This window comes from Streptomyces sp. NPDC048600 (assembly GCF_055587025.1).
Map to the genome: position 1 here is coordinate 157,039 of NZ_JBVJGZ010000008.1, position 24,230 is coordinate 181,268.

Consider the following 24,230-nt stretch of genomic DNA (forward strand, 5'->3'; position numbering starts at 1 on the left):
GGGCGGTAATGGCCCGGCGGACGGGTACCCCGTGGACGGGGTGCCCTCACCACGCTCACCCGGTCGGGCGACACCGCCCTCCCGGTCCCGCTCCCAGTCTCCCTCCACGGTTCGCACACCGACCGGTCACGAATCCGCCGCCCCGTGCCCGGGGTTCCGGGGGCATAACCGGAGCGGCCCCGGGTAGCCGCGCCGCCATGGTTCGATCACACAGCACGTCAAGATCTCGTCGGTCGCTGCTCGCGGGGGTGGCGGCGGCCGGTGCGCTGGGGGTCGCGGGATGTTCGAGGGTGGCCACCGCGTCCGGGGTGCGGGGCGGTGACCTGCTGGCCCGGCTGAGGGCCCAGGGGGTCGTGCGGCTGGGGATAGCCGGGGAGATCCCGTTCGGGTACATCGACACCGACGGCCGTCTCACCGGCGAGGCACCGGAGTTGGCGAAGGTCGTCTTCCAACGGCTGGGCGTGCCCGAGGTGCAGCCCGTGCCCACCGAGTTCGGCTCGCTCATACCCGGCCTCAACTCGCAGCAGTTCGACGTCGTCGCGGCCGGGATGTACGTCAACCCGGAGCGCTGCGAGCAGGTCCTCTTCGCCGATCCCGACTACCAGATGCTCGACGCGTTCATCGTGCGCAAGGGCAACCCGATGGGCCTGCGGGACTACCGGGACGTCGTCGAGAAGAAGGCCCGCTTCGCCACCGGCACCGGGTACGCGGAGATCGACTACGCGGTCGGCGCGGGATACGAGGAGAGCGACATCCTCATCGTCCCCGACCAGGTCGCCGGGCTGAACGCCGTCGAGGCGGGCCGGGTCGACGTGTTCGCGGGGACGGCCATCACGGCCCGGGAGGTGGTGAAGAAGTCCGCCAAGGCCGAGGCTACGAAGCCGTTCGCGCCTCTCGTGGACGGCAAACCCCATGTGGACGGCGGCGCGTTCGCCTTCCGGCGGGACGAGACACGGCTGCGGGACGCCTTCAACGCCGAGCTGCGAAAGCTGAAGCGCAGCGGTGAACTGCTGCGCGTGCTGCGCCCGTTCGCGTTCACCGAGGCCGAGATGACCGATATGACCGCGAAGGAGCTGTGCCGCTCATGACCGCGGGACTGTGGGAACTCGTACTCAAGGGGACCTGGACCACGCTCCAACTGCTCGTGCTCAGCGCGCTGCTGGCCGCGGCGGTGTCCTTCGTCGTCGGGGTCGCCCGGGTGCACCGCCGGTGGTTCGTCCGCTTCCTCGCGGGCTTCTACACCGAGGTGTTCCGAGGTACCTCCGCGCTGGTGATGATCTTCTGGGTGTTCTTCGTGCTGCCGGTCGCCTTCGGCTGGCAGCTGGTGCCGCTGTGGGCGGGCACGCTCGCGCTGGGCCTGACCTACGGGGCGTACGGCTCGGAGATCGTGCGCGGGGCGCTGAACGCGGTGGACCCGGCGCAGAACGAGGGCGGCATCGCGCTGAGTTTCACGCCCTGGCAGCGGATGCGGCTGGTGCTGCTGCCGCAGGCGGTCCCGGAGATGGTGCCGCCGTTCTGCAACCTGCTGATCGAGCTGCTCAAGGGCACCGCGCTGGTGTCCGTGATGGGCATGGGCGATCTCGCCTTCAGCGGCAACCTGGTGCGGCTCGCGCTCCAGGAGAGCTCGGAGATCTACGCGTACATCCTCCTGATCTACTTCGCGATCGCCTTCGTGCTCACGCGGCTGATGAAGGGCCTGGAGAACCGGCTGAAGGCAGGGGTGGCCCGATGAACTGGGACTGGAACGCCGTACGGGACTTCATGCCGCACTTCTGGGACGGGCTGCTGGTCACCCTGCAGGCGCTCGCGCTCGGGTCGCTGGTGTCGTTCGCGCTGGGGCTGGTGTGGGCGCTGCTGATGCGCACGCCGACCCGGTGGGTGCGCTGGCCGGTGGGCGCGGTCACGGAGTTCGTCCGCAACACCCCGCTGCTGGTGCAGCTCTTCTTCCTCTTCTACGTGCTGCCCGAGTGGGGCCTCGCGTTCTCGGCGCTGACCACCGGCGTCCTCGCGATCGGGCTGCACTACTCGACGTACACGATGCAGGTCTACGGCGCCGGCATCGACGCCGTGCCGCCCGGGCAGTGGGAGGCGGCGACCGGGCTGAGCCTGCCGCGCCGCCGCACCTGGACCGCGGTGATCCTGCCGCAGGCCGTGCGCCGGGTGGTCCCCGCGCTCGGCAACTACGTAATCGCGATGCTCAAGGACACACCGCTGCTGATGACGATCACCGTGCTGGACATGCTGGGCCGGGCGCGGCTGTTCTCGCAGCAGGAATTCCGCTTCACCGAGCCGCTGACCGTGATCGGCGTGGCCTTCGTCCTCGTCTCCTATCTCGCCTCCGTACTCCTGCGCACCCTGGAGCGACGCCTTGTCCGTTGAGATCAGCAATGTCACGAAGAAGTTCGGCGGCCAGACCGTCCTGGACGGCCTGGACCTGAAGGTGAAGGCCGGCGACCACGTCACCCTGATCGGGCCGTCCGGGTCCGGCAAGACCACGATCCTGCGGATGCTGATGACCCTGACCGAGCCCGATTCGGGCACGATCGCGGTCGACGGGCGGCAGCTGTTCCCGGCCTCCGAGAGAGAGCGCCGCGAGGTGCGGCGGAACATCGGCATGGTGTTCCAGCAGTTCAACCTGTTCCCGCACATGACCGTGCTGCGCAACATCACCGAGGCCCCGGTCACCGTGCTCGGCCAGTCGCGCGAGGAGGCCGAGGAGCGGGCGCGGGAGCTGCTGGACCTGGTCGGGCTCGCCGACAAGTGCGACGCGAAGCCGGCCCGGCTGTCCGGCGGCCAGCAGCAGAGGGTGGCGATAGCGCGGGCGCTGGCGATGCGGCCCAAGGTGCTGCTGCTCGACGAGGTGACCTCGGCGCTGGACCCGGAGCTGGTCGCGGGCGTCCTGGACGTCCTGCGCGACGTCGCTCGCAGCACCGACATCACCCTGCTGTGCGTGACCCACGAGATGAACTTCGCCCGGGACATCTCCGACCAGGTCCTGATGTTCGACGCGGGCCGGATCGTGGAGTCCGGTCCGCCGGAGAAGATCTTCAGCGAGCCCGAGCAGGAGCGGACCCGGGAATTTCTCGGCGCGGTCCTGTGACGACAGGGTGTGAACGGCCGAACACCCCAGGTCTCGACAATGGGGCATGACTTTGGCATATGCCAGTGTGCCGCTGTCCCAGTTGAGAGGGCTCGTTTCTCGCCAACAACCGCTCCACATCGGCCGTTTGACGGTTATCGTTGAGTGGATCCGACACCCGGATCACGGCCAGGAAAAGCGACCGCAGGGGGAACCGTGGCGCTGAAGCACGAGCCGACCGCGCCGTACCACTCGGCACAGGGCGCCCTGCGCGTCCTGGAGACCGTGGCACGGCACAGCACCGGCGTCACCGACGCCGAACTCGCCCGCGAGACCGGGATCGGGCAGGAGCGACTGACCACGCTCCTGCGGATGCTGCGTCGCGAGGGCTACGTCGAGCAGACCGCCGACGGGGCGTACGTCACCGGCGACGCCCTCGCCCGGCTGAGCTCGGCACACCGGCACGAGGAGGCCCTGCGCGACCAGCTCCAGCGGACCCTGAACCGGCTGCGGGACTCCGTGGGCGCCGCCGTCTACATCAGCCGGTACGTCGACGGCGAGGTGAAGGTCACCCAGTACGCCGACGGGCCGGCCACGCCCGCGGTGAACGAGTGGGTGGACTTCCGTCAGTCGGCACACGCCACCGCGGTCGGCAAGAGCCTGCTGGGCCAGCTCGACCACGACGGCAGGCGCGACCATCTCGCCCGCCACAAGATGGCCCGCCTCACCTCGCGCACGATCACCAGCGACAAGCTGCTGCTCTCGCGCCTGGAGGCCCAGCCGCCGACCGTGCCGGTGCTGGACCTCCAGGAGTACGCGGTCGGCACGGTCTGCGCGGCCGTGCCGATCACCGCGGGCTCCGCGGTCGGCTGCCTCGCGCTGTCCCTGCCGGTGGAGCACGCGCACCGGCTGCGCCAGGCCGCCGACACCCTCAACCGGAACGCGGCCCCGGTGCTGCTGTCACTGGCCATCTGAGGTGCGGGAACGGTCCCGGGGCAGGTGGTCAGGAGCATCCCCCGGGACCGGGTAGTATTTTCTTCGTCGTCGGCCGCGAGAAGCGGAAGGCGAGGGTCATGCGCCGCTAGCTCAGTTGGTTAGAGCAGCTGACTCTTAATCAGCGGGTCCGGGGTTCGAGTCCCTGGCGGCGCACAGACGAAGGGCCTCTCGCGAGAGCGAGGGGCCCTTCCTCGTGCCCGGCGCGAGCGTGTCAGCCGGGAAAGCCGTGGAACGCGGTCGCGTAGGTGACCATGAAGCCGACGCAGAACGCGACGAACACGCCGAGAAACACCAGGGTGCCCATGGTTCCCGCCGCCGCCCTGCCGTGCCTCGGGGGCAGCGCCGTGGCCACCACCTGCGGGCCCTCCGCGTAGCGCACGGTCACGAAGTCGCCCTCCACGACGGTCCCCGGGCCGCCCTCCTCCTCGAAGCGGACGACGCGGCCGTCGCGGGCGGTGAACTCGTAGACGTGGTGCATCGCCGTGCGCACGGAGGTGTCGCCACCGCCGCCGTACGTGGTCGTGTACGTGCGCAGACAGCGGGCCTCGGCGGTCAGGCCGCTGTTCCAGGCCGCGCTGAGCTGGAGCCAGCGCCGCACCACGCGGTACCCCATGAACAGGGCGACGGCGATCATGAGGCTGGGAACCAGGAAGAAAAGTACGTCCATCACGCTTCCCCCGAAGTCGTGTCACGCTCCCCTGCGCCGGCACGGTTGTACCGGCGCAGGGGGAACGTACCCGCGGGGGGTCGAGGATTTGCTCAAGTCACCCTCAGAAGGTGACGTCCGAGCACGCGTAGAACGCGTTGGCCGTGTCGGCGATCGTCCACACCGCGAGGATCACGTGCCGACCGCTGAGCCCGGTCGGAAGCGTGCCGCTGTGCGAGAGCGTGGACGGAGGCCGCTGACCGTTGTAGGGCACGGTCAGGAACGGCGTGAGGTTGAGGTCGGACCGGGACAGGTTGTGGTTCTGGTTCCAGCCCGGCTTGGTCACGTAGTACTTGAAGTCGCTGGTGGCGTGCATGGCGGTGAACTGCCAGCGGAAGGTGTAGCTCTGCCCGCCGGTCACCCTGGTGGCCGGCCAGGCACCGCCGGACGGTGTGCGCGGCGAGCTGAGCGGGGCGAACTGGCCCAGGCCCGCGTTGCAGATCGTCCCGTCGGCGGGACCCGAGGCGGGGAAGCCCTTCGGGCCCTCGACGCTCTGCGGCTCCCACTGGATCTGGCCGCAGCCGGTGACGGTGCCGTTCTGACAGAGTTTCTGCCGACTGATGGGGAGGTCGGTGTAACCGTGACCGCTGGCGCCGCCGGAGGAGAGCACGATCGCTCCCGTGGTGGCCAGACCCACCGCGGCGGCGTACAACTTGGTCTTTTTGCGCATACTGCCGCTCCTGGAGAACGTGGGGAAGTTCAGTGAGCCGTGCAGGTCTAGACCAAGTAGCAGAGTATTCCGGTTAGTTGAACATGTCCATACCAATCACAGACCCCGGCCTCTCAGGGGCGCGGGGTACGGCGCGATCTTTCGAGGGCGCGCGGTCCTTTGGGGGCGCGGGGAACGGCGCAGTCTTTTGGGGGCGCGGGGAACGGCGCAATCTTTGAGGGGCGCGGGGAACTGCGCGACCAGCCACGGACAACCCGCACCCGGCCCCCGCCACACACCCCCCGCACCCCTCCCCGTCTCAGGGCGACTGCTCGCCACGCCCCGCACAGAACGCCACCGTCAGATCCTTCACCAGGGCCTTGCGTTCGTAGTCGTCCAGCTCCACCAGCCCCCGCATGGTCAGCCGCGTCACCGTGTCCTCGACCGAGTCGACAACCGAGGTCAGCACACTCGCGCGATGACGCGCGTCCAGCGCCGCGATCCGCCGCCGATGCATCGCCGCCGCGACCTCAGGCGCATACTCCACCCGCACCGGCTGCACCGAGAACACCTCCAGCCCCACCGGCGCCGCCTCCGCCACGACCAGCCGGCTCAGCGCCTCCCCCGTCGCCGCCACCGACCCGCCCGCCCCGCCGGGCATCTCCACCGGCACCCGGGCCAGCGCCGCCTCCACGCACTCGCGCAGATACGTCTCGTGGTCCTCCACCCCGAGCACCGCCCGCGCGGTGTCCCGCACCCGCCACACCACCAGCACCGACACCCGCACCGCGACCCCGCTCGCGTCGGCCGCGGGCAGGACCTCGCTGCGCCAGTGCCGCAGCCGGACGTCCACCCGGCGGCGCAGCAGCAGCGGGTTGACCCACATCAGACCGGTGCGCCGGACGGTCCCCCGGTAGCGGCCGAACAGCCCGAGCACCCACGCCCGCCCGGTCCGCCCACGGGCCAGCCCGCCCACGCCGAACAGCCCCAGCGCCCCGGCCCCGGCGTACGCCGCCCACTGCGCGGGGCCGAGCCCGGCCGCCGCCGACACGGGCAGACCGAGCGCCTCCACCACCGCCGGCGGCAGCGCGCCCGACCACCAGGAGGTGACCGCGCAGCCCGCCGCCCCACAGGCCCCGGCGAGGATGCCCACGGCCCCGGGCAGCACCCGGGCGGGCCGTTCGGCCAGGTCGGGATCGACCTGCGGCACCGGGCGGACCTGCGCCGCGATGGGCCTGCGCACCCGGGGCTGTTCGCCCGTGCCCTGGCGGCGCGCCACCACCGCCGGGCCGAGCGGCACCGGCTCCGGGTCCGGTTCGTCGCGGAACAGGAGGTGGACGGGGATCTCGGTGGTCGCCTCGTTCTGGATGAGCCGGCCCGGCCGGGGCCCGGCGCCCTCGGGCGGTCCGGACTCGGGAGTGGGAGAAGTGGTCGTACTCATGCGTGCCTCCAGCCTCCGCGCCAGATGCGTCATGACAGTGGGTGGTTCCGGGAACCCGTGGCTCGGGAGAGCCACGGGGCCCCGCTACGCGAACAGCCGCCGCCAGGTCTCCGGCCCCGGGTAGCCGTCCGCCGAGCTGCCGCGCCAGCCCTGGGCGCGCTGGAAGGCCTCGACGGCGCGGCGGTCGGCCGCGCTCCAGCGGGGGCCGGGCCCGGTGGTGTAGTACCTGCCGAACCCCTTCGTCACGAGCCGCTGTCCGAGCTGGGTGACGTAGGCGTTGTCGGCGCCGGGCCGGAACACGTCCCGTCCCGGGAACGGGGGGACCCTCGGCGAGGAGGGTGCGGGCGGGCCCGCCGCGCCGCCGGTGATGTCCCGTCCCTTTCCGCCGGTCAGCAGGGACCAGGTGTGCGGCCCCGGCAGCCCGTCCGCCTCCGCGCCCTTCCAGCCCTGGGCCAGCTGGAACGCCCGGGTCGCCCGCCGGTCGGAGTCCGACCAGCGCGGGCCGGGCCCGGAGGTGTAGTAGCGGGCCGCGCCGCGCTGGACGAGCATGCGGCCGAGCTGGGTGACGTACTCGTTGTTCGCGCCGGTCCCGAAGTAGCCCGGCCCCGGATAGGGCGACTTCACCTCCGGCTCGGGCTCCGGCTCGGAACCGCCGGCGCCCGTGCCGGGGACGACGCCCTTGTACCGGTAGGCGAGGTACTTGTCGGCGTGGCTCCAGTACGGGTACGGCGTCGCCTGTCTGCGGGCGCGCGGCGGGGTCGCCTCGTAGGCGATGTAGTAGCTGTGGGTGTAGTCGGTCCAGCCGCCGAACAGGGTGACGTGCGAGCCGCGCTGCGGGTCGGCCGGGTTGTGGAACAGCAGGATGTCGCCGGGCTGGAGCTCCTCCTTCGTGATGCGGTCCGCGTACCGGTGCAGGCTGCCGGTCCACTCGTTGCCCGGAAGGCTCCAGGCCATCGAGATGAAGCCCGAGCAGTCCTGCCGGTAACCGTCGGGCCAGTAGGCGGTCATGCTGTAGGGGACGCGCGCCGCCACCCACTGCTTCGCCCGGTTGATGATCTCCGCGCGGGTGATCTCGGGTGTCTGGAGCTCGGTCGGGTCCGCCGGGCGGCCGGTAGGGCCGTACAGCGGGGAGGTGGCGCCCTGCGGGGTCTCGGGCTCGTCGCCGACGGGAGCGCCGGGGTGCTGGGCGGCGTGCGGGGCGGCGACGGCCGGGAGCGCGTGGCCGGCGCCGAGGGCGGCGGAGGCGACCGCGGCCACCGCGAGCACCCGGTGCGAGGCCGGGTGGCCGGCCGCCGCGGACCGCGGCGGGACGCGCCCGGCACAGCCGGGGCAGTCGCAGTCGCTCGCGGGATCGAATTCCTCGAAGACCGGAGCCTCCGGAGTCCCCATGCGATTCTCCTCACACCCCAGGTGGAATTGTCCAGGCCTGTGCACATTGCCCAGTTTCCCAACTGACTTATGGGTGCGCATGCTGACGGTCCGAATGGTGTACCCGGCCTCGCCGGGGTTCCGGCCCCCTCACAGGTGGTCGGGAGCACGTCCGGTGGTCATGTAGAGTTAATGATGTCAGCAGGCGCCGCTAGCTCAGTTGGTTAGAGCAGCTGACTCTTAATCAGCGGGTCCGGGGTTCGAGTCCCTGGCGGCGCACAGACGAAGAAGGCCCCCCGCAGCTGCGGGGGGCCTTCTTGTGCGTGGCGTCTTGCGATCATGCCGAACGGCGTAGAACCCTGACGGGCAAGAGGCTGTGGCACAGAACGCGCCACCGGGGACGGCGCGGAAAGCGGTTGCGCGGCGGGCGGGTCGTATGACTCGTTCCCGAACCGTTGCCGAGGGGGGCATCATGCAACCGGAGGGTCAGGTTTCCATGTCTATAAGGTGTGGATGGCGTGGTGACATGGACCCACCACAGACACGCCTGAGCAGGTCGAGGGGGACCGATCTCAGGCGAAAGGAACCGACAGACACGCGGTGACCTGCGTGTGGGGGGATGACTCATGACGTCGACGCCTGCGGGCGCCCACGGGAACTCCGACCCGTCCCAGACCACCCAGCTCAGGGCGGTCTCACATCGGACGGGCAACACCGGCGCCTTCCGCCGGATCAAGAAGACGCTGCCGCGCTACGACTACGAGCACTACAGCAGGCTGGCAGGCCCCCTCACCCAGCCGGACCCGAACAAGCCGTACCGCGTGCAGTACCGCTCGCTCATCTCCCAGGAGCCGCACCGCATCCGGGTGGCCCTGATGCTCATGGCCGCGCCGGTGCTCTCGCTGGTGCTGCTGTTCTGGCTGCTGCAGCCCGAGCACTGGACGGAACGCGACTACCCGGCCTACGACTTCCTGCCGGCCCTCGACATCGTCATGCTCGTCTCGATCGGTCTGATCGAGACCTTCCGCTGCATGAACGTGGTGTCCAACGCGCACGCCACCATGGTTGCCCGCGACCCGATCCCGGTCGTTCCCGAGACCGGCACCCGCGTCGCCTTCCTCACCTCCTTCGTGCCCGGCAAGGAGCCGCTGGAGATGGTGACGAAGACCCTGGAGGCGGCCGTCAAGATCCGCCACCGGGGCCTGATGCACGTCTGGCTGCTCGACGAGGGCGACGACCCCGAGGTCAAGGAGGTGTGCGCCCGGCTCGGCGTGCACCACTTCTCCCGCAAGGGCGTCGCCAAGTGGAACCAGGCCAAGGGCCCGCACCGCGCCAAGACCAAGCACGGCAACTACAACGCCTGGCTCGAGGCGCACGGCGACGACTACGACTTCTTCGCCTCGGTCGACACCGACCACATCCCGCTGCCCAACTACCTGGAGCGGATGCTCGGCTTCTTCCGCGACCCGGACATCGGCTTCGTCATCGGCCCGCAGGTGTACGGCAACTACGACACCTTCGTCACCAAGGCCGCCGAGTCGCAGCAGTTCCTCTTCCACGCCCTGATCCAGCGCGCGGGCAACCGCTACGGCGCCCCGATGTTCGTCGGCACCTCCAACGCCGTACGCATCAAGGCGCTCAAGCAGATCGGCGGCCTGTACGACTCGATCACCGAGGACATGGCGACCGGGTTCGAGATCCACCGCCACAAGAACCCGGCGACGGGCCGCAAGTGGCGCTCCGTCTACACGCCCGACGTGCTGGCCGTCGGTGAAGGCCCGAGCGCCTGGACCGACTTCTTCACCCAGCAGATGCGCTGGTCCCGGGGTACGTACGAGACGATCCTCAAGCAGTACTGGAGGGGCTGGGGGACGATGCCCCCCGGCAAGCTCTTCAACTACACGATGATGATCATCTTCTACCCGATCTCGTCCCTCAACTGGATCCTCGCGGCCCTGAGCTGTGCGCTGTTCCTGGGCCTGGGCGCCTCGGGTGTGAACATCGACCCGACCGTGTGGCTGATGCTGTACGGCAACGCCTCCGCGCTCCAGATCGGCCTGTACATCTGGAACCGCCGCCACAACGTCTCGCCGCACGAGCCGGAGGGCTCCGGCGGTGTGGCCGGCATGGTGATGTCCGCGCTGTCGGCGCCGCTCTACGCGAAGGCGCTCATCGACTCCGCGCTGCGCCGCAAGAGCAAGTTCGTGGTCACCCCCAAGGGCGACTCGGCGAGCCCGGACCGGTGGTTCGGCACCTTCCGCTACCACTGGTACTTCATCGCCATCTTCGGTGGCTCGATCGCCGCCGGCTTCGTCTTCGGCCACGCCCATCCCGCGATGATCATCTGGGCGTGCTTCGCGCTGCTGATCACCGCCACGCCGATCTTCGTCTGGCGCTACGAGCTGCGCCAGGCCGCGAAGCCGCCCGCCACGGGCGCGCCGGACGCCGGGCCCGCGCACACCGCTCCGCACCCGCCCCAGCAGGGCTGGCCCGCAGCGCACGGGGGCACCGACCAGACCATGCAGATCGCCCTTGGGGGACGTAAGGAATGAACGACCGTGCAGGCCGCCGTCGGGCCCGTCGACTCGCGATAGGCACGGCGGTGGTACTCGCGCTGGCCGGGATGAACGGGCCGTGGCTCTACCGCTTCGGCACCGAGAAATACCACCAGTACCAGATCGACAAGCCCGAGTACAAAGCCGCCAACGGCCGCTGGGAGATCGTGGAGTTCCCGGAGGAGTACCGGCAGAACACCATCCACGCGGCACTGCTGCGCACCGGCAAGATCCTGCTGGTCGCGGGGTCCGGCAACAACCAGGACAACTTCGACGCGAAGAAGTTCGACACCCGGATCTGGGACCCGGTCAAGGGGACCATCAAGAAGGTGCCGACGCCGAGCGACCTGTTCTGCACCGGGCACACCCAGCTCGCCAACGGCAATCTGCTGATCGCGGGCGGCACCAAGCGGTACGAGAAGCTCAAGGGCGATGTCACCAAGGCCGGCGGCCTGATGATCGTCCACAACGAGAACCCGGACAAGCCGATCACGCTGCCCGCGGGCACCAAGTTCACCGGCAAGGCGAACGGCAAGACCTTCGTCTCCAAGGACCCGGTGCTGGTGCCGCGCGCCAAGAAGGTCTTCGACCCGGTCACGGGCGAGTTCCTGCGCAACGACCCCGGTCTGGGGCGTATCTACGTCGAGGCCCAGCGCAGTGGCGCCAAGCACGAGACCGGCACGCAGGACAACTACCGCGTGCAGGGCCTGAGCGGCGCCGCCGCGCGCAACACCTACGGCATCGCGCAGAAACTCGCCCTGGACAAGAAGGACTTCCAGGGCATCCGAGACGCCTACGAGTTCGATCCGGTCGCCGAGAAGTACATCAAGGTCGACCCGATGAACGAGGCGCGCTGGTACCCGACGCTCACGACCCTGAGCGACGGGAGGATCCTCAGCGTGTCCGGGCTCGACGACATCGGGCAGCTGGTGCCGGGGAAGAACGAGATCTTCGACCCCGAGACCAAGAAGTGGACGTACACGGAGAAGGTGCGTCAGTTCCCGACGTACCCCGCGCTGTTCCTGATGCAGAACGGCAAGGTCTTCTACTCCGGCGCCAACGCGGGGTACGGGCCCGACAACGTGGGGCGTGAGCCCGGCGTCTGGGACGTGGACACCAACAAGTTCACGAAGATTCCCGGGCTGAGCGACGCCGACCAGATGGAGACGGCGGGGACCGTGCTGCTGCCTCCGGCGCAGGACGAGAAGTACATGGTGATCGGGGGCGGGGGTGTCGGCGAGTCCCGGGAGTCCTCCAAGCGGACCCGGATCGTCGACCTCAAGGCCGACGACCCGAAGTTCGTCGACGGGCCCTCGATGGAGAAGGGCACGCGGTACCCGCAGGCCTCGGTCCTGCCGGACGACACGGTGCTGGTGTCGGGCGGGTCGGAGGACTATCGCGGGCGCGGCGGGTCCAACATCCTCCAGGCCCGGATCTACCACCCGGACTCGAACACCTTCGACCAGGTCGCCGATCCGCTGGTGGGGCGCAACTACCACTCCGGGTCGATCCTGCTGCCCGACGGGCGGGTGATGTTCTTCGGGTCCGACTCGCTGTACGCGGACAAGGGGAACACGAAGCCGGGGAAGTTCGAGCAGCGGGTGGAGATCTACACGCCGCCGTATCTGTACCAGGGGGCGCGGCCGGATCTGTCCGGCGGGCCCGAGTCGATCGAGCGGGGTGAGTCGGGGACGTTCACGTCCCGGGACGCCAAGTCGGTCAAGACGGTGCGGTTGATCCGGCCGTCGGCGTCCACGCATGTCACTGACGTGGATCAGCGGTCGATCGCGCTGGACTTCTCCGTGTCGGGGGACGAGGTGACGGTGACCGTGCCGAAGAACCGGAATCTGGTGCAGGCCGGGTGGTACATGCTGTTCGTCTCCGACGGGGAGGGTGTGCCTTCCGAGGCTCGGTGGGTACGGGTTCCCTAGCCGGGGGCTTGGTCTGTGACGTGACTGTCCGCTCCCGCGGGTTCGCTCCGCGGGGGTGGGCAGTTGGCGTTTGCCGCCGCGGCGGCGCGTGAACGCTGCCCTTCGCTCCCGCGTGCCTGTTGTCGGGCGCAGGTCCGTCGTGGCCGTTCGCGCCCGCGCGGCAGAGCCGCACATCGACACAGCCCCGCGCCCCTAGAAGCAGCTTCCGCGTGCCTGTTGTCGGGTGCGGGTCCGTCGTCGCTTCTCGCGCAGTTCCCCGCGCCCCTCAAAGGCGTGCGGGTGCGGGGCCGTTGTGGCTGGTCGCGCCCGCGCGGCGGAGCCGCACATCGACACAGCCCCGCGCCCCTAGAAGCGTGCCTCCGCGTGCCTGTTGTCGGGTGCAGGTCCGTCATCGCTTCTCGCGCAGTTCCCCGCGCCCCTCAAAGGCGTGCGGGTGCGGGGCCGTCGTGGCTGGTCGCGCCCGCGCGGCGGAGCCGCACATCGACACAGCCCCGCGCCCCTAGAAAGCGAGGCCTCGCGCCTTCTTATAGGGGCGCGGGGAACTGCGCGGCTTTTAGGGGCGCGGGGAACTGCGCGGTCTTTTGGGGGGCGCGGGGAACTGCGCGAGCCGGTGGGTGGGGGTCAGGCCTTGGTGAGGGTCAGGGCGTAGGTGGTCCACCATTCGCCTGCCTTGGGGCCGCCCTTGCATTCGCCGTCGGACTCGCCGGGGCGCTTGACCCAGAGGTAGGCGTCCACCTGGGGGTCCGCCGTCTTCGTGGTGGGGGTTTCACCGAGGGCCCGGCCCGGGGGGTTGCACCACCGTTCGGACTCGTCGCCCTCGGCGTAGGGACCGTTGCCGTTGCGGCTGGTGTCGATGACGAAGGGCTTGTTGCCGACCTTGGCGGAGAGCTGCTTGCCGTAGGCGATGGAGTCCTGCGTGGTGTAGAAGTTCGACACGTTGACGGCGAAACCGTCGGCCTGGTCGATCCCGGCCCACTTCAGGGGCTCGAAGATCTGGTCGGGGTGGCCCCAGCCGGCGTTGCCCGCGTCGAGGTAGACCTTGGTGGCGGGCAGGGCGCCCAGCTTGCCGAGGGCGTACTTGAGGAGGTCGTAGCGCTCCTCGTGGAACTCGTCCGGGGTGCAGCCGTCGACCAGGTGGAGCACGGCGTCCGGCTCCAGGACGACCGTGGCGGGCCGGTTCTCGATGCCCTTGGCGACGCCGTCGATCCACTCGCGGTAGGCGTTGCCGTCGGCGGCGCCACCGCCGGAGTACTGGCCGCAGTCGCGGTGCGGGATGTTGTAGAGGACGAGCAGGGCCGTGCGGTCGGCCTTCTCCGCCGCCTCGGTGTAGCCGCGCGCCTCGGCCTCCGGGCTCTCCGGGCTGATCCACTCGCCCATCGGCTGCTCGGCGATCTTCCGGATGCCCTCGGCCTCGGACTTCTTGCCGTCCTTCTCGAGCGACGCGAGCTCCCCGGCGGCCTTGCTGTCCGGGTTGACCCAGAACGGGTTCGCACCCTTGGGCTGCTGGGTTATCCGGGCCGCGCCCGGGTCGTCGCCGGAGTCCCCGCCGTCCCCGGAGGAGCAGCCCGCGACGAGCAGCGCCGCCCCCAGCGCCGCCGCGGACACCCGCGCTCCGGAGGCGTAACGGTGCCCCGCCCCCCTCTTGCCAGACATCGAACTCCCCCTCGGAGTGCCTTGTTCCAAGGCTCAATCCTGACATAGGAGCCGGGAGGGTCACGAGGTCGGACGGGTCTTGTCCATGACCCGTTACACCGAGGTGGGCAGGTCATGCGCCGGTTCCGGTGAGATAGGCGGAGACGATGACGTTGGCGGTGTAGCTGCGGCTCGCTCTGTCGAAGGTGCCGCCACAGGTGATCAGCCTCAGTTCGGCGCGGCCCTTCTCCCTTACGCCGTAGGCCTGTTGGGCGTCGAAGTGGTCGCGGGTGACGACGTCGATGTCGTCGACGGTGAACTCTGCGACCGTGCCGTCGTCGCGGACCACGCGGACCGTCTCGCCCGGCACGAGGGCACTGACCTTGTAGAAGACGGCCGGGCGGGTCTCGGTGTCGACATGGCCGACGAGTACCGCGGCCCCGGGCGCTCCGGGCGCGGCGCCGCCCGCGTACCAGCCGACGACGCCTGGCTGGTCGAACGGCGGCGGGTCCACGGCCCCGTCCCCGTCGAGGCCGCGGGCCACGACGGGGGCCTGGATGCCGAGGCCGGGGATGTCGACGCGCTGCGGGAGGGCGTCGCCGAGGGGTTTCACCGCGGCCGGCAGGTCGTCCTGCGGAGGGCGGCCGACCGCGGCCATGTCGCCGGTGGCGGGGGCCGCGGTGTCGTTGCGGGCACCGGTGATCTGCTGGCCCCACAGCCACAGGGCGAACAGCAGGACCGCCCAGGCCAGGCCCGTCAGGAACCGGCCGGTGCCGGAGGCGCGTTCTGGACCGGACATGGCGGTCACTTCCGTCCGCGGCTCCGCCGGGCCTCGGAGGTCTTGCCGGAGCGGGCGAAGCCGAGGGCGCGGGGCAGCAGGACGACGGCCGCGGCGGCGCTGCCCGCGAGGAGCAGCCCCGTGATCGTCTCGGCGACGCCGGGACCGTCCGCGGTACGGGCGTCGACGGACGCGAGCCCCGATGACGCCCCGCCGCCGCCCGCGCGCACGGGGGCGATCGGGGAGGCGGGGGCGGACGGGTGCGCGGTGACGGTGATCGAGCCCTTGCCGCGGATGTCACCGCAGATGATCGTCACTTCGTAGGAGCCGGGGTCGACCTCGGAGCGCACCTTGGTCTCACCGGTGAGGGTGCCCTCGGAGCCGGTGAGGCGGGCGTCGGAGACGAAGGCGAAGGAGCTGGCGCTGCCGGTCTTGCCGGAACAGCCGGTGACCTTGAACGCGACCTCGCCGCCGGGTGCCGGGGACTGGGGCCGGATCGAGACACCCGGGTCCGCCGCGTGGGCGGCCGGGATGCCGAGGGCGGTGAGGCCGAGGACCGCCGCACAGAAAGTGATGCGCAGGTGACTCATCGTGGAACCTCCAGATATCTGGAGACTCCCCCGCCGGGCCGGACCCCGCATCCTCGGAGGGGGTCCGGCTGCTCCGAACGGGTGTGTTCGCCCGCCGGGCGGGTTTCAGATCCGCTCGACGAGGTCCGCGATCGAGTCGACGACCCGGGACGGGCGGTACGGGAAGTTCTCGATCTGCTCGGGGCCGGTCAGTCCGGTGAGGACCAGGTAGGTCTTCATGCCGGCCTCGATGCCCGCCAGTACGTCGGTGTCCATGCGGTCGCCGATCATGGCGCTGGTCTCGGAGTGGGCGCCGATGGCGTTCAGGCCGGTCCGCATCATCAGGGGGTCGGGCTTGCCCGCGAAGTACGGCTGCTTGCCGGTGGCCTTGGTGATGAGCGCGGCGACGGCGCCGGTGGCCGGGAGCGGGCCCTCGGTGGAGGGGCCGGTCTCGTCGGGGTTGGTGCAGATGAACCGGGCGCCGCCGTTGATCAGCCGGACGGCCTTGGTCATGGCCTCGAAGGAGTAGGTGCGGGTCTCGCCGAGGACGACGTAGTCCGGGTCGTGGTCGGTGAGGACGTAGCCGATGTCGTGCAGGGCCGTGGTCAGGCCGGCCTCGCCGATGACGTAGGCGGTGCCGCCGGGGCGCTGGTCGTCGAGGAACTTCGCGGTGGCGAGCGCGGAGGTCCAGATGTTCTCCACGGGGACGTCCAGGCCCATGCGGTTCAGCCGGGCGTGCAGGTCGCGCGGGGTGTAGATGGAGTTGTTGGTCAGCACCAGGAAGGGCTTGCCGGACTCGCGGAGCTTCTTCAGGAACGCGTCGGCGCCGGGGATCGGGACGCCCTCGTGGATCAGGACGCCGTCCATGTCGGTGAGCCACGACTCGATGGGCTTGCGGTCTGCCATGTTGCTCGGTCTCCTGGCGTTGCGTACGGGCATTGCTGGGGGCGCCGGAACCACGGCGTACCGACGCCCCCAGCCTAGTCAGGAGCTGGTGATCCGGACCCCGTCGATCACCCAGTACCAGTTGTTGCCCGCGGTGTAGCGGAAGCGGACGCGGGCGGTGGTGGCGCCGGCGGGGACCTGGAGGGTGACGGTCTCGGTGCGGGAGGGGACGTCCGCGGTGTAGGTGCGGACGAGGACCGGGGCGGCGCCGTCGTAGGAGACGGACACCTCGCCCTTCTGCGGGGCCTCCTGGCGGTAGTAGGTGGTGTAGGTGAGGGTGGCGGGACGGCCGCCGGTGACCGGGTGGGCCGGGCTGACGAGGGTGGAGTCGAAGGTGCCCGTGACGGCCTTGTCGTGCCATTCGTCGCCGTCGGCGACCGCGAAGACCCCCCGGGCCCGGACGTTGGACTCGCGCTGCTGGTCGCGCTGGGCCTGGGTCCAGAACTCGTCGGTGGTGAAGGACCAGCCGCGCCACTCGGTGACCCCGCCGCCGCCCATCGCGGAGTTGTCGACCGACCAGCCGGCCGGCGGGGTGCGGGTGTAGCCGAGGAGGGCGGCCGGGATGCCGGTCTCGTCGGTGCGGGTGGCCAGTTGGGGCCGCAGGGTGTCGAAGTCGTCGGGCCGGGGCTGCTGGAGCGGGCGGCCGTCCAGGTTCCAGGCGGGGTCGAGGGCGATGCCCAGATGGGCCAGCGCGGTGGCGGCCACGTCCGGCATCTTCACGTCGTGGCGCGTCGAGCCGGGGGTGATACCGGGGCCGGTGGCGATCAGGAAGGTCTGGCGTTCGGCGAGGCTGGAGCCGCCGTGGCCGCCCGCGTCGGTGTGGCCGTGGTCGGTGGTGACCATGATCAGCCAGTCCTCGGAGCCGTACGTGGCCCGGGCCCTGACGGCGCCGACGATCTGGCCGACCTGGGCGTCGGCGCCGCGGATCGCGTCCAGGTACTCGGCGCCGGCGGCGCCGTGGCTGTGGCCGGCGTGGTCGATGTTGTCGAGGTGCACGAGGACCGCGTCGGGGTCGCCGTCCCGCAGCGCGGCGACGGCCCGGGAGGTGGTGCCGGTGTCGTACTCGGCGCTCGGGGTGGAGACCCGGGTGTCGACCTTCGAGGAGAGGACCGTGTCGGTGATCGGGGCCCAGGAGGAGACGGCGTACGTCTTGAGGGCGGGGTTCGCCGTCTCGGCGCGGGTGAGGAAGTCGGGGTACTGGGAGAGGCGGTGGCCGGTGAAGGAGTTGTCCTTCACGTTGTGCTTGTCGGGCCACACGCCGGTGATCAGCGTCGACCAGCCGGGGCCGGACATGGTGGGCGCGAGCGGGTTGGCGTAGATGCTGCTGGGGGCGGTGACGCCGGCGGACATCAGGGCGTCGAGGTTCGGGGCGTCCGCGTCCTTGATCCGGGTGAGCAGGGCCCCGTCGAGGCCGATGACCAGGACCTTGGGGGTACGGGCGGCCGCCCGGGCGAGGCCCGTGAGCGGGCCGGCGGAGGCGGCGACGGCCGCGGCGGAGAGCAGGAGGGTGCGACGGGAGAGGTGGGACGACACGTGATACTCCGTGGGTGGTCGGGTAACGCGGAGGTCGTGCGGGCGTCTTGCGACAGGTGGTGCGGGGACGTTGCCGTGGTGCGGGCGGGTCAGCTGCCGGTCGCGGACTTCCAGGCGTCGACGTAGGCGCCGAGGTTCTTGTCGATGTCGGCCCAGTCCGGCTCGAAGACCTCGACGCCGTCCATGAGCTTGTCCAGGGCGATGGCGTTGGCGTCGGTGGCCTTGATGTCCTGGCGGGCGCTGAAGCCGCCGCCGATCTCGCTGACCTGGCGCTGTGCCTCCTGGCCGAGCATGAAGTCGAGAAGCTTCCTGCCGTTCTCCGAGTGCGGGGCGCCCGTGACCAGGCCGCCCGCGTAGGGCAGGGCGAAGGTGGTGGGCTCGCCGCCCTCGCGGGCCGGGAACCAGATGCCGAGGTTGGGCATGTCCTTGGCCTGGGCGAAGTTCATCTGCACATCGCCGTTGGCGACGAGCAGTTCGCCCTTGTCGACCTTGGGCGCGAGCTTGCCGGTGGAGGCGGACGGGCCGACGTTGTTGGACTGGAGCCTGCCGAGGTAGTCCAGCGCGGGCTCCTGACCGCCGAAGTCGTGCATGGCCTTGATCAGCACGGCGGTGCCGTCGCCCGCGACACCGGGCGTGGAGTACTGGAGCTTGTTCCTGTACCTGCCGTCGAGCAGTTCCTCCCAGGTGGTGGGGGCCTGCTTCAGCTCCTTCTTGTTGTAGACGAAGCCGAAGTAGTTGTTGACGACCGAGGTCCAGGTGCCGTCGGCGGCCTTGTCGGCGCCGCTGACCTGCTCGGCGCCCTTGGGGACGTACTTCTGGAGCAGGCCCTTGCCGTCGGCCTGCTGGATGAAGGGCGGCAGGGTGACCAGGACGTCGGCCTGCGGGTTGCTCTTCTCGCGGACGGCGCGCTGCACCATCTCGCCGGAGCCTCCCTCGACGTACTCGACCCTGATGCCGGTCTCGTTCTCGAAGTCCTTGAAGACCCGGTCGTACCAGCCGTCACCGTTCTCCCCTTTGAGGCCGTCGGCGCTGTAGACGGTGACGACGTTCTCCTCCGAGGCGGCGGTGGTGCCGCCGCAGGCGGTGAGCGGGGCGGCGAGCAGGGCGAGGGCGGCGACCGGCCTGAGGGCGTGCTGGGGCATGACGAGACGAACTCCTTGCGTGGGTGGGCGGATGCGCGGTGGTGTCCGCTGGGGTCAGCGGTAGGAGGCGCGGTTGCGCAGACGGTTGACGGCGAGCAGGACCAGCAGGGTCGCCGCCATCAGGACCACGGCGAGCGCGGACCCGGCGAACAGGGCGCCGCGGTCGGTGGCCGCGTAGATGAGGACCGGGAGCGGGGTCCAGTCAGGCGGGTAGAGCATCATCGTGGCGCTCAGCTCGCCCATGGACAGGGCGAGGCAGAGGCCGGCCGCGGCCGTCAGGGACGGCAGCAGCAGAGGCAGCCTGACCCGCCACAGCACGTACGAGGGCCGGGCGCCGAGCGAGGCGGCGGCCTGTTCGTAGACCGGGTCGAGGCGGACGATCGCGGCGGACACCGACTGGTACGCGAACGCGGTGACCAGCACGGTGTGCGCGAGGATCACGATCTCGCGGGTGCCGTTGAGCAGGAACGGCGGCTTGGAGAAGGCCACCAGGATCGCGAGGCCGACGACGACGCTCGGCACGGCGACCGGCAGCACGAACAGGGCGTCCATGATCCTGCGGTGGCGCTTCCTCAGCGCGCTCGCCGCGAGCGCGGCCCAGGTGCCGACGGCCAGCGCGAGCAGGCTCGCGGCGAGGGCGGTGACCAGGCTGGTGGTGAGTGCCTGGAGGGCCTCGCCGCGGGTGGCGGCGTCGTAGTGGCCGGTGGTGAAACCCGAGGGCAGCACGCCGGACCAGTTCGTCGCGAAGGACGCGGCGAGGACCACCAGCAGGGGCAGGGCGAACAGGGGAACGAAGAGGACGAGGAACACGGCCCACACGACCCACCTCGCCCCGCGGCTATGCACCAGCACGGCGGCTCACCACCCGGTAGAGGCCGTACAGGCCCACGGAGATCAGGACGTTGACGACGGCGACGACGCAGGCGCCCGGGTAGTCGGACTCCAGGATCGCTCTGCCGTAGACGAGCATCGGCAGCGTGGTGACGCCCTTCGCGCCGGTGAACAGGACGATGCCGAACTCGTTGAGGCACAGCACCAGTACGAGGCTGCCGCCGGCGGCGAGGGCGGGCAGGGCCTCGGGGAGGATCACCTGCCGGATGATCCTCGGGGCGCGGGCGCCCAGCGAACTGGCCGCCTCCAGCTGGGCGGTGTCCAGCTGCGCGAAGGCCGCGAGCAGGGGGCGCATCACGAACGGGGTGAAGTACGTGATCTCCGCGAGGAGTACGCCCCAGGGGGTGGTGAGGAAGGCGAAGGGGCCCTCGGCGGCTCCGGTGAGGCCCGTCCACAGGCCGTTGGCCATGCCGACCGTGCCGTAGACGAACAGCAGGGCCAGGGTGATGAGGAAGGACGGGAAGGACAGGAAGACGTCGATGAAGCGGGAGACCGCGCGGGCGCCGGGGAACGGTACGAACGCGACGATCAGGGCCAGGGCGAAGCCGAGCAGCAGGCAGCCGGCGGTGGCCGCGAGGGCGAGCCAGACGGTGGTCCACAGGGCCTCGCGGAACGAGGTGTCCGTGAGGACGTCGGCGTAGGGCTGGAGGGAGGTGCCGCCGGTGTCCGGCTGGAGGGACTGTCTGACGACCAGGGCGAGGGGATAGAGGAAGAACATCGCGAGCAGGGCGGTGGGGGGCAGGGTCCAGAGAAGTCGCCCCGCTGTCGGCGGCGTGTCTCCTCCCGTCGCCGGTTGCGTGCCGCGCCGTCGTGGCTTGTCGCGCAGTTCCCCGCGCCCCTTGGGGCGTTGTGACTGGGGTTCGCGCAGGTCCCCGCGCCCCTTGAGGGCGCTGGCCTTGAGGGCGCTGACCTCGAGGGCGCTGACCTCGAGGGTGCGTTCCCGGTCAGTCATCGCCCGCTCCGGCTGCCAGCAGCACGCCGTCCTCCGGCGCGAAGTGCAGGGTCACCGTCTCGTCCAGTGCGGGCGGCTGCTTCAGCTCGCGCAGGTCGGCCATGAGCCGGTGGCCGTCGATGTCGGCGTAGAGGCGGTGGGTGGCGCCGCGCCACTGGATCTCGCGTACGGTCCCGGTGAGCCGGTTGGGGCCGTCGCCGAGGCCGACGAGGTGCGGGCGCAGGCACAGGGTGGCGCGGGCGCCGGGGGCGGCGCCGGAGGTGTCGACCTTCAGGGCGCGCCCCGCGAGGACGACGCCGTCGGCCGTCACGGTGACCGGCAGCAGGTTGGCGTTGCCGACGAAGGACGCGGTGAACTCGTCGGCCGGGGCCCGGTACAGCTCCTGCGGGGTGCCGCAGGACTGGAGCCGGGCCTTGTCCATCACGGCGATCCGGTCGGCGAGGGTGAGCGCCTCGACCTGGTCGTGGGTGACGTAGAGGATCGTCACGTCCGGCAGTTCGCGGTGCAGCCGGGCCAGTTCGGCGAGCATGCCGGAGCGCAGCTGGGCGTCGAGCGCGGACAGGGGCTCGTCGAGGAGGAGGACCTCGGGGCTGATGGCGAGCGCGCGGGCGATGGCGACGCGCTGCTGCTGGCCGCCGGAGAGTTCGCGCGGGTGGCGGCGGGCGTAGGCGGCCATGCCGGTCATCTCCAGCGCCTCGGCGACCCGGGTGCGGATCTCGGCCCTGGCGACCTTGCGGGCCTTCAGCCCGAAGGCCACGTTGTCCTCGACGCGCATGTGCGGGAAGAGGGCGTACTGCTGGACGACCATGCCTATGCCGCGCCGGTACGGCGGCAGGTCGGTGACGTCCCGGTCGCCGAGGTGGACCCGCCCGGAGGCGGGCCGCACGAATCCGGCGACGGCCCGCAGGGCGGTGGTCTTGCCCGACCCGGACGGGCCGAGCAGGGCCATCACCTCGCCGGGGGCGACGGTGAGGTCGAGGCGGTCGAGGACCACGTTGCCGTCGTAGGCGACGGTGACCTGGTCGAAGCGGATGCCGCCGCTCATGTCAGCACTCCGGGCAACTGCGCCACGGAGTCCAGGACATGGGTGGCGCCGGCCGACCGCAGTGCCTCGGCGTCGTGCGCCCCGGTCAGCACCCCGGCGACCAGACCGGCGCCCGCGCGTACGCCGCTGAGCATGTCGTACGAGGTGTCGCCGACGACCGCGACCTGGCCCACCCCGTCCGCGGCGGCCGTGCGCAGGAAGGCGGTGAGGACCATGTCAGGGAAGGGGCGGCCGCGGCCGCCCGCGTCGGCGGGGCACAGGGCCAGGGGCACCAGGTCCTGCCAGCCGAGGGCGGCGAGGACGGCGTCCTGGGTGGTGCGGGCGAAACCCGTGGTCAGCACGACGGTGCGGCCCTGGGCCTGGAGTTCCTCGATGGTCTCGCGGGCGCCGGGCAGGGCCTCGACGCTGCCGCCGTCGACGAGTTCGGCGTAGGCCGCCTCGAAGGCCCTGTTGGCCTCCTGGGCCCTGGCCTCCTCCCCGAACAGATGCCGGAAGACGGAGATCTTGGACTCGCCCATGGTGGCGCGGACATGGCCGATCATGCCGGCCGGGTCGGCGCCCAGGTGGCGGGCGGCGGCCTCGAAGGCCCGCTCGACGAGACCGCCGTCGGCGACGGTGGTGCCGGCCATGTCGAGGACGACGAGACGGATGTCCTTGGGGTTCAACTTCGTCACCATCCGAGTGCGTTCGCGGTGGTCTCGGCTATCGCGGGCGAGCAGGTCATACCGCGGCCGCCGGGCCCGGTGACCAGCCACACCCCGTCGCGCACCCGCTGGCGGTGGACCACGCGGGCGGTGTCGGTGCACTGCGCGTACACCCCGGCCCAGCGGCGGCGGATCTTCGGCAGCGGGCGGCCGAGGAAGGACTCGACGACGCCGACGAGGTGGTCGTAGGGGTCCTCGACCGTGTCGAAGGCGAAGGGGTGCTCGTACTCGTGGGTGTCGCCGATGGTCAGGCCGCCGTCGGCGCGCTGGACCATCAGCAGTTGCATCGCGTTGCGCGCGGCCGTCTCGGGCTGCGGCTGACCGGTGTTGAGCTCGTCGAGCGCGTCGCCGCGGTACGCCGGGTAGTAGCGGAAGCTGTCGGCGTCGGCGACCGACGTGGTCAGCGGTTCGCCGAGCGGGTCGGTCTGCATCATCTGGAGCCGTACGCGGCGCACCGGCAGTCCGGGGCCGGCCAGCTCGCGCACCAGGCCGCCGAGCCAGGCGCCGGTGCACAGCACGACGGCATCGCCGTGATGCACCTCGCCGTGGTCGTCGCGTACGGCGTTCTCGCCGACGACGTCGCGGACCTCGCGGCCGGGCAGGAAGCGGTAGAGCGGGGACCTCAGCAGCTCGGCGCGCAGGGCGAGCTGGGCGGTGCGCGGCTCGACGGCCGCGTCGCGCTCGCAGTACAGGGCGGCGGTGAACCGCCCGCGCAGGGCGGGGTTCAGGGCGCGGGCCTCGCTGGGCAGCAGCAGCTTGTAGCCGCGGGCGGCGGCGTCCTCGCGGGCCACGGCGGCCTCGGCGACGGCGAGTTCGAGATCGCCGCGGACCGGGGTGAGGGAGCCGTTCGCCCGGAAGCCGAGGGCGGGGACCCGGGCGCCGATCTCCTCCCACAGCTCTCTGGCCCGCAGGGCGGTGTCGAGCTCCTCCCCGCCCGCCCGGCCACTGACCCAGATCTGGCCGAAATTGCGCAGGGAGGCTCCTCGGGCCTCGGCCTCGCGTTCGATCTGTACGACCTCATGGCCGCGCTGGACTGCTTGCCAGGCGTGCATGGTGCCCACCACGCCTGCTCCGACGACTATCACTCTCACGACGGCAACGCTCCTTGGGGCCGGGGAACCGGAAGGGTCCGGCTGACAACGAGAGCGTGAACTGGTCATCACGTTTGGGCTAGACCCGTTATCTTTTCGTGATGTACTGGTGGGGCGGGAGAGATGGTTTTCGGCCGGGCGGTGCGGGAGGTTCCGGGGCGGCGGGGGGCTTGTCCGGCGGGCGGGTCCGGAGGCGGGCCGGGTCACCCGGAGGTCGGCCGGG

The 24,230-nt window shown here is 71.0% G+C and carries 22 protein-coding genes and 2 tRNA genes; 9 read left to right on the forward strand and 15 right to left on the reverse strand.

Annotated features, from left to right (window positions below):
* Positions 1-197 precede the first annotated feature (197 nt).
* The 6 genes from ehuB to ACZ6SQ_RS13740 all read left to right on the forward strand — a co-directional run bounded on the left by ehuB (position 198) and on the right by ACZ6SQ_RS13740 (position 4,228).
* Positions 198-1,088, forward strand: coding sequence for an ectoine/hydroxyectoine ABC transporter substrate-binding protein EhuB (ehuB, locus tag ACZ6SQ_RS13715; protein ID WP_469560592.1), 891 nt, complete (start codon positions 198-200; stop codon positions 1,086-1,088).
* Complete coding sequence (gene ehuC / locus ACZ6SQ_RS13720; RefSeq protein WP_469560595.1) at positions 1,085-1,732, forward strand: ectoine/hydroxyectoine ABC transporter permease subunit EhuC; 648 nt, start codon at positions 1,085-1,087, stop codon at positions 1,730-1,732. The genes ehuB and ehuC overlap by 4 nt, the downstream gene beginning before the upstream one ends.
* Positions 1,729-2,379, forward strand: a complete 651-nt coding sequence (gene ehuD, locus ACZ6SQ_RS13725) for an ectoine/hydroxyectoine ABC transporter permease subunit EhuD (RefSeq protein ID WP_469560599.1) — start codon at positions 1,729-1,731, stop codon at positions 2,377-2,379. Before ehuC ends, ehuD begins: the two co-directional genes overlap by 4 nt.
* Entirely contained in the window at positions 2,330-3,100 is a 771-nt protein-coding gene (gene ehuA, locus ACZ6SQ_RS13730) for an ectoine/hydroxyectoine ABC transporter ATP-binding protein EhuA (protein WP_469560977.1), read from the forward strand. The genes ehuD and ehuA overlap by 50 nt, the downstream gene beginning before the upstream one ends.
* A 195-nt stretch (positions 3,101-3,295) precedes the next feature.
* Positions 3,296-4,054, forward strand: a complete 759-nt coding sequence (locus ACZ6SQ_RS13735) for an IclR family transcriptional regulator (protein ID WP_469560601.1) — start codon at positions 3,296-3,298, stop codon at positions 4,052-4,054.
* A 100-nt stretch (positions 4,055-4,154) separates the two neighbouring features.
* Positions 4,155-4,228 (forward strand) — tRNA-Lys (locus ACZ6SQ_RS13740).
* A 58-nt stretch (positions 4,229-4,286) separates the two neighbouring features.
* Here the strand turns inward: ACZ6SQ_RS13740 and ACZ6SQ_RS13745 are convergent.
* From ACZ6SQ_RS13745 to ACZ6SQ_RS13760, 4 genes are all read right to left on the reverse strand, one after another.
* On the reverse strand, positions 4,287-4,742 hold the full coding sequence (locus ACZ6SQ_RS13745; RefSeq protein WP_469560604.1) for a hypothetical protein: 456 nt from the start codon (positions 4,740-4,742) through the stop codon (positions 4,287-4,289).
* A 103-nt stretch (positions 4,743-4,845) separates the two neighbouring features.
* Positions 4,846-5,451, reverse strand: coding sequence for a lytic polysaccharide monooxygenase auxiliary activity family 9 protein (locus ACZ6SQ_RS13750; RefSeq protein WP_386379673.1), 606 nt, complete (start codon positions 5,449-5,451; stop codon positions 4,846-4,848).
* Between the two features lie 298 nt (positions 5,452-5,749).
* Complete coding sequence (locus ACZ6SQ_RS13755; protein WP_469560607.1) at positions 5,750-6,871, reverse strand: SPFH domain-containing protein; 1,122 nt, start codon at positions 6,869-6,871, stop codon at positions 5,750-5,752.
* A gap of 84 nt (positions 6,872-6,955) precedes the next feature.
* Positions 6,956-8,260, reverse strand: coding sequence for a peptidoglycan-binding protein (locus tag ACZ6SQ_RS13760; RefSeq protein ID WP_469560609.1), 1,305 nt, complete (start codon positions 8,258-8,260; stop codon positions 6,956-6,958).
* 184 nt (positions 8,261-8,444) lie between these two features.
* Between ACZ6SQ_RS13760 and ACZ6SQ_RS13765 the strand changes: the two genes are divergently transcribed.
* From ACZ6SQ_RS13765 to glxA, 3 genes are all read left to right on the forward strand, one after another.
* Positions 8,445-8,518: transfer RNA gene (locus ACZ6SQ_RS13765), tRNA-Lys, on the forward strand.
* A 347-nt stretch (positions 8,519-8,865) separates the two neighbouring features.
* Positions 8,866-10,791, forward strand: a complete 1,926-nt coding sequence (locus ACZ6SQ_RS13770) for a glycosyltransferase family 2 protein (RefSeq protein WP_389327450.1) — start codon at positions 8,866-8,868, stop codon at positions 10,789-10,791.
* Positions 10,788-12,725, forward strand: a complete 1,938-nt coding sequence (gene glxA, locus ACZ6SQ_RS13775; protein ID WP_386379677.1) for a radical copper oxidase GlxA — start codon at positions 10,788-10,790, stop codon at positions 12,723-12,725. Before ACZ6SQ_RS13770 ends, glxA begins: the two co-directional genes overlap by 4 nt.
* Before the next feature lie 621 nt (positions 12,726-13,346).
* On the opposite strand, the gene ACZ6SQ_RS13780 is transcribed toward glxA, so the two are convergent.
* From ACZ6SQ_RS13780 to ACZ6SQ_RS13830, 11 genes are all read right to left on the reverse strand, one after another.
* Complete coding sequence (locus tag ACZ6SQ_RS13780) at positions 13,347-14,378, reverse strand: glycoside hydrolase family 6 protein (RefSeq protein WP_469560613.1); 1,032 nt, start codon at positions 14,376-14,378, stop codon at positions 13,347-13,349.
* A 112-nt stretch (positions 14,379-14,490) separates the two neighbouring features.
* Positions 14,491-15,156 (reverse strand): class F sortase, encoded by a 666-nt coding sequence (locus ACZ6SQ_RS13785; protein WP_469560616.1) that lies wholly within the window; start codon positions 15,154-15,156, stop codon positions 14,491-14,493.
* A 5-nt stretch (positions 15,157-15,161) separates the two neighbouring features.
* Positions 15,162-15,725, reverse strand: a complete 564-nt coding sequence (locus ACZ6SQ_RS13790; RefSeq protein WP_469560619.1) for a hypothetical protein — start codon at positions 15,723-15,725, stop codon at positions 15,162-15,164.
* A 105-nt stretch (positions 15,726-15,830) separates the two neighbouring features.
* On the reverse strand, positions 15,831-16,610 hold the full coding sequence (locus tag ACZ6SQ_RS13795) for an HAD-IIA family hydrolase (RefSeq protein WP_469560621.1): 780 nt from the start codon (positions 16,608-16,610) through the stop codon (positions 15,831-15,833).
* A 78-nt stretch (positions 16,611-16,688) separates the two neighbouring features.
* Positions 16,689-18,182: an alkaline phosphatase family protein gene (locus ACZ6SQ_RS13800; protein ID WP_469560623.1), complete on the reverse strand. Its 1,494-nt coding sequence runs from the start codon at positions 18,180-18,182 to the stop codon at positions 16,689-16,691.
* An 89-nt stretch (positions 18,183-18,271) separates the two neighbouring features.
* Complete coding sequence (locus tag ACZ6SQ_RS13805; RefSeq protein ID WP_469560626.1) at positions 18,272-19,324, reverse strand: 2-aminoethylphosphonate ABC transporter substrate-binding protein; 1,053 nt, start codon at positions 19,322-19,324, stop codon at positions 18,272-18,274.
* A 54-nt stretch (positions 19,325-19,378) separates the two neighbouring features.
* Positions 19,379-20,176: an ABC transporter permease gene (locus ACZ6SQ_RS13810; RefSeq protein ID WP_469560629.1), complete on the reverse strand. Its 798-nt coding sequence runs from the start codon at positions 20,174-20,176 to the stop codon at positions 19,379-19,381.
* Positions 20,163-20,933, reverse strand: a complete 771-nt coding sequence (locus ACZ6SQ_RS13815) for a 2-aminoethylphosphonate ABC transporter permease subunit (protein ID WP_469560980.1) — start codon at positions 20,931-20,933, stop codon at positions 20,163-20,165. The genes ACZ6SQ_RS13810 and ACZ6SQ_RS13815 overlap by 14 nt, the downstream gene beginning before the upstream one ends.
* 226 nt (positions 20,934-21,159) lie before the next feature.
* Positions 21,160-22,212: an ABC transporter ATP-binding protein gene (locus ACZ6SQ_RS13820; RefSeq protein WP_469560632.1), complete on the reverse strand. Its 1,053-nt coding sequence runs from the start codon at positions 22,210-22,212 to the stop codon at positions 21,160-21,162.
* Positions 22,209-22,889 (reverse strand): phosphonatase-like hydrolase, encoded by a 681-nt coding sequence (locus ACZ6SQ_RS13825; RefSeq protein WP_469560635.1) that lies wholly within the window; start codon positions 22,887-22,889, stop codon positions 22,209-22,211. The genes ACZ6SQ_RS13820 and ACZ6SQ_RS13825 overlap by 4 nt, the downstream gene beginning before the upstream one ends.
* On the reverse strand, positions 22,883-24,007 hold the full coding sequence (locus ACZ6SQ_RS13830) for a TIGR03364 family FAD-dependent oxidoreductase (RefSeq protein ID WP_469560638.1): 1,125 nt from the start codon (positions 24,005-24,007) through the stop codon (positions 22,883-22,885). The genes ACZ6SQ_RS13825 and ACZ6SQ_RS13830 overlap by 7 nt, the downstream gene beginning before the upstream one ends.
* Between the last annotated feature and the right edge of the window lie 223 nt (positions 24,008-24,230).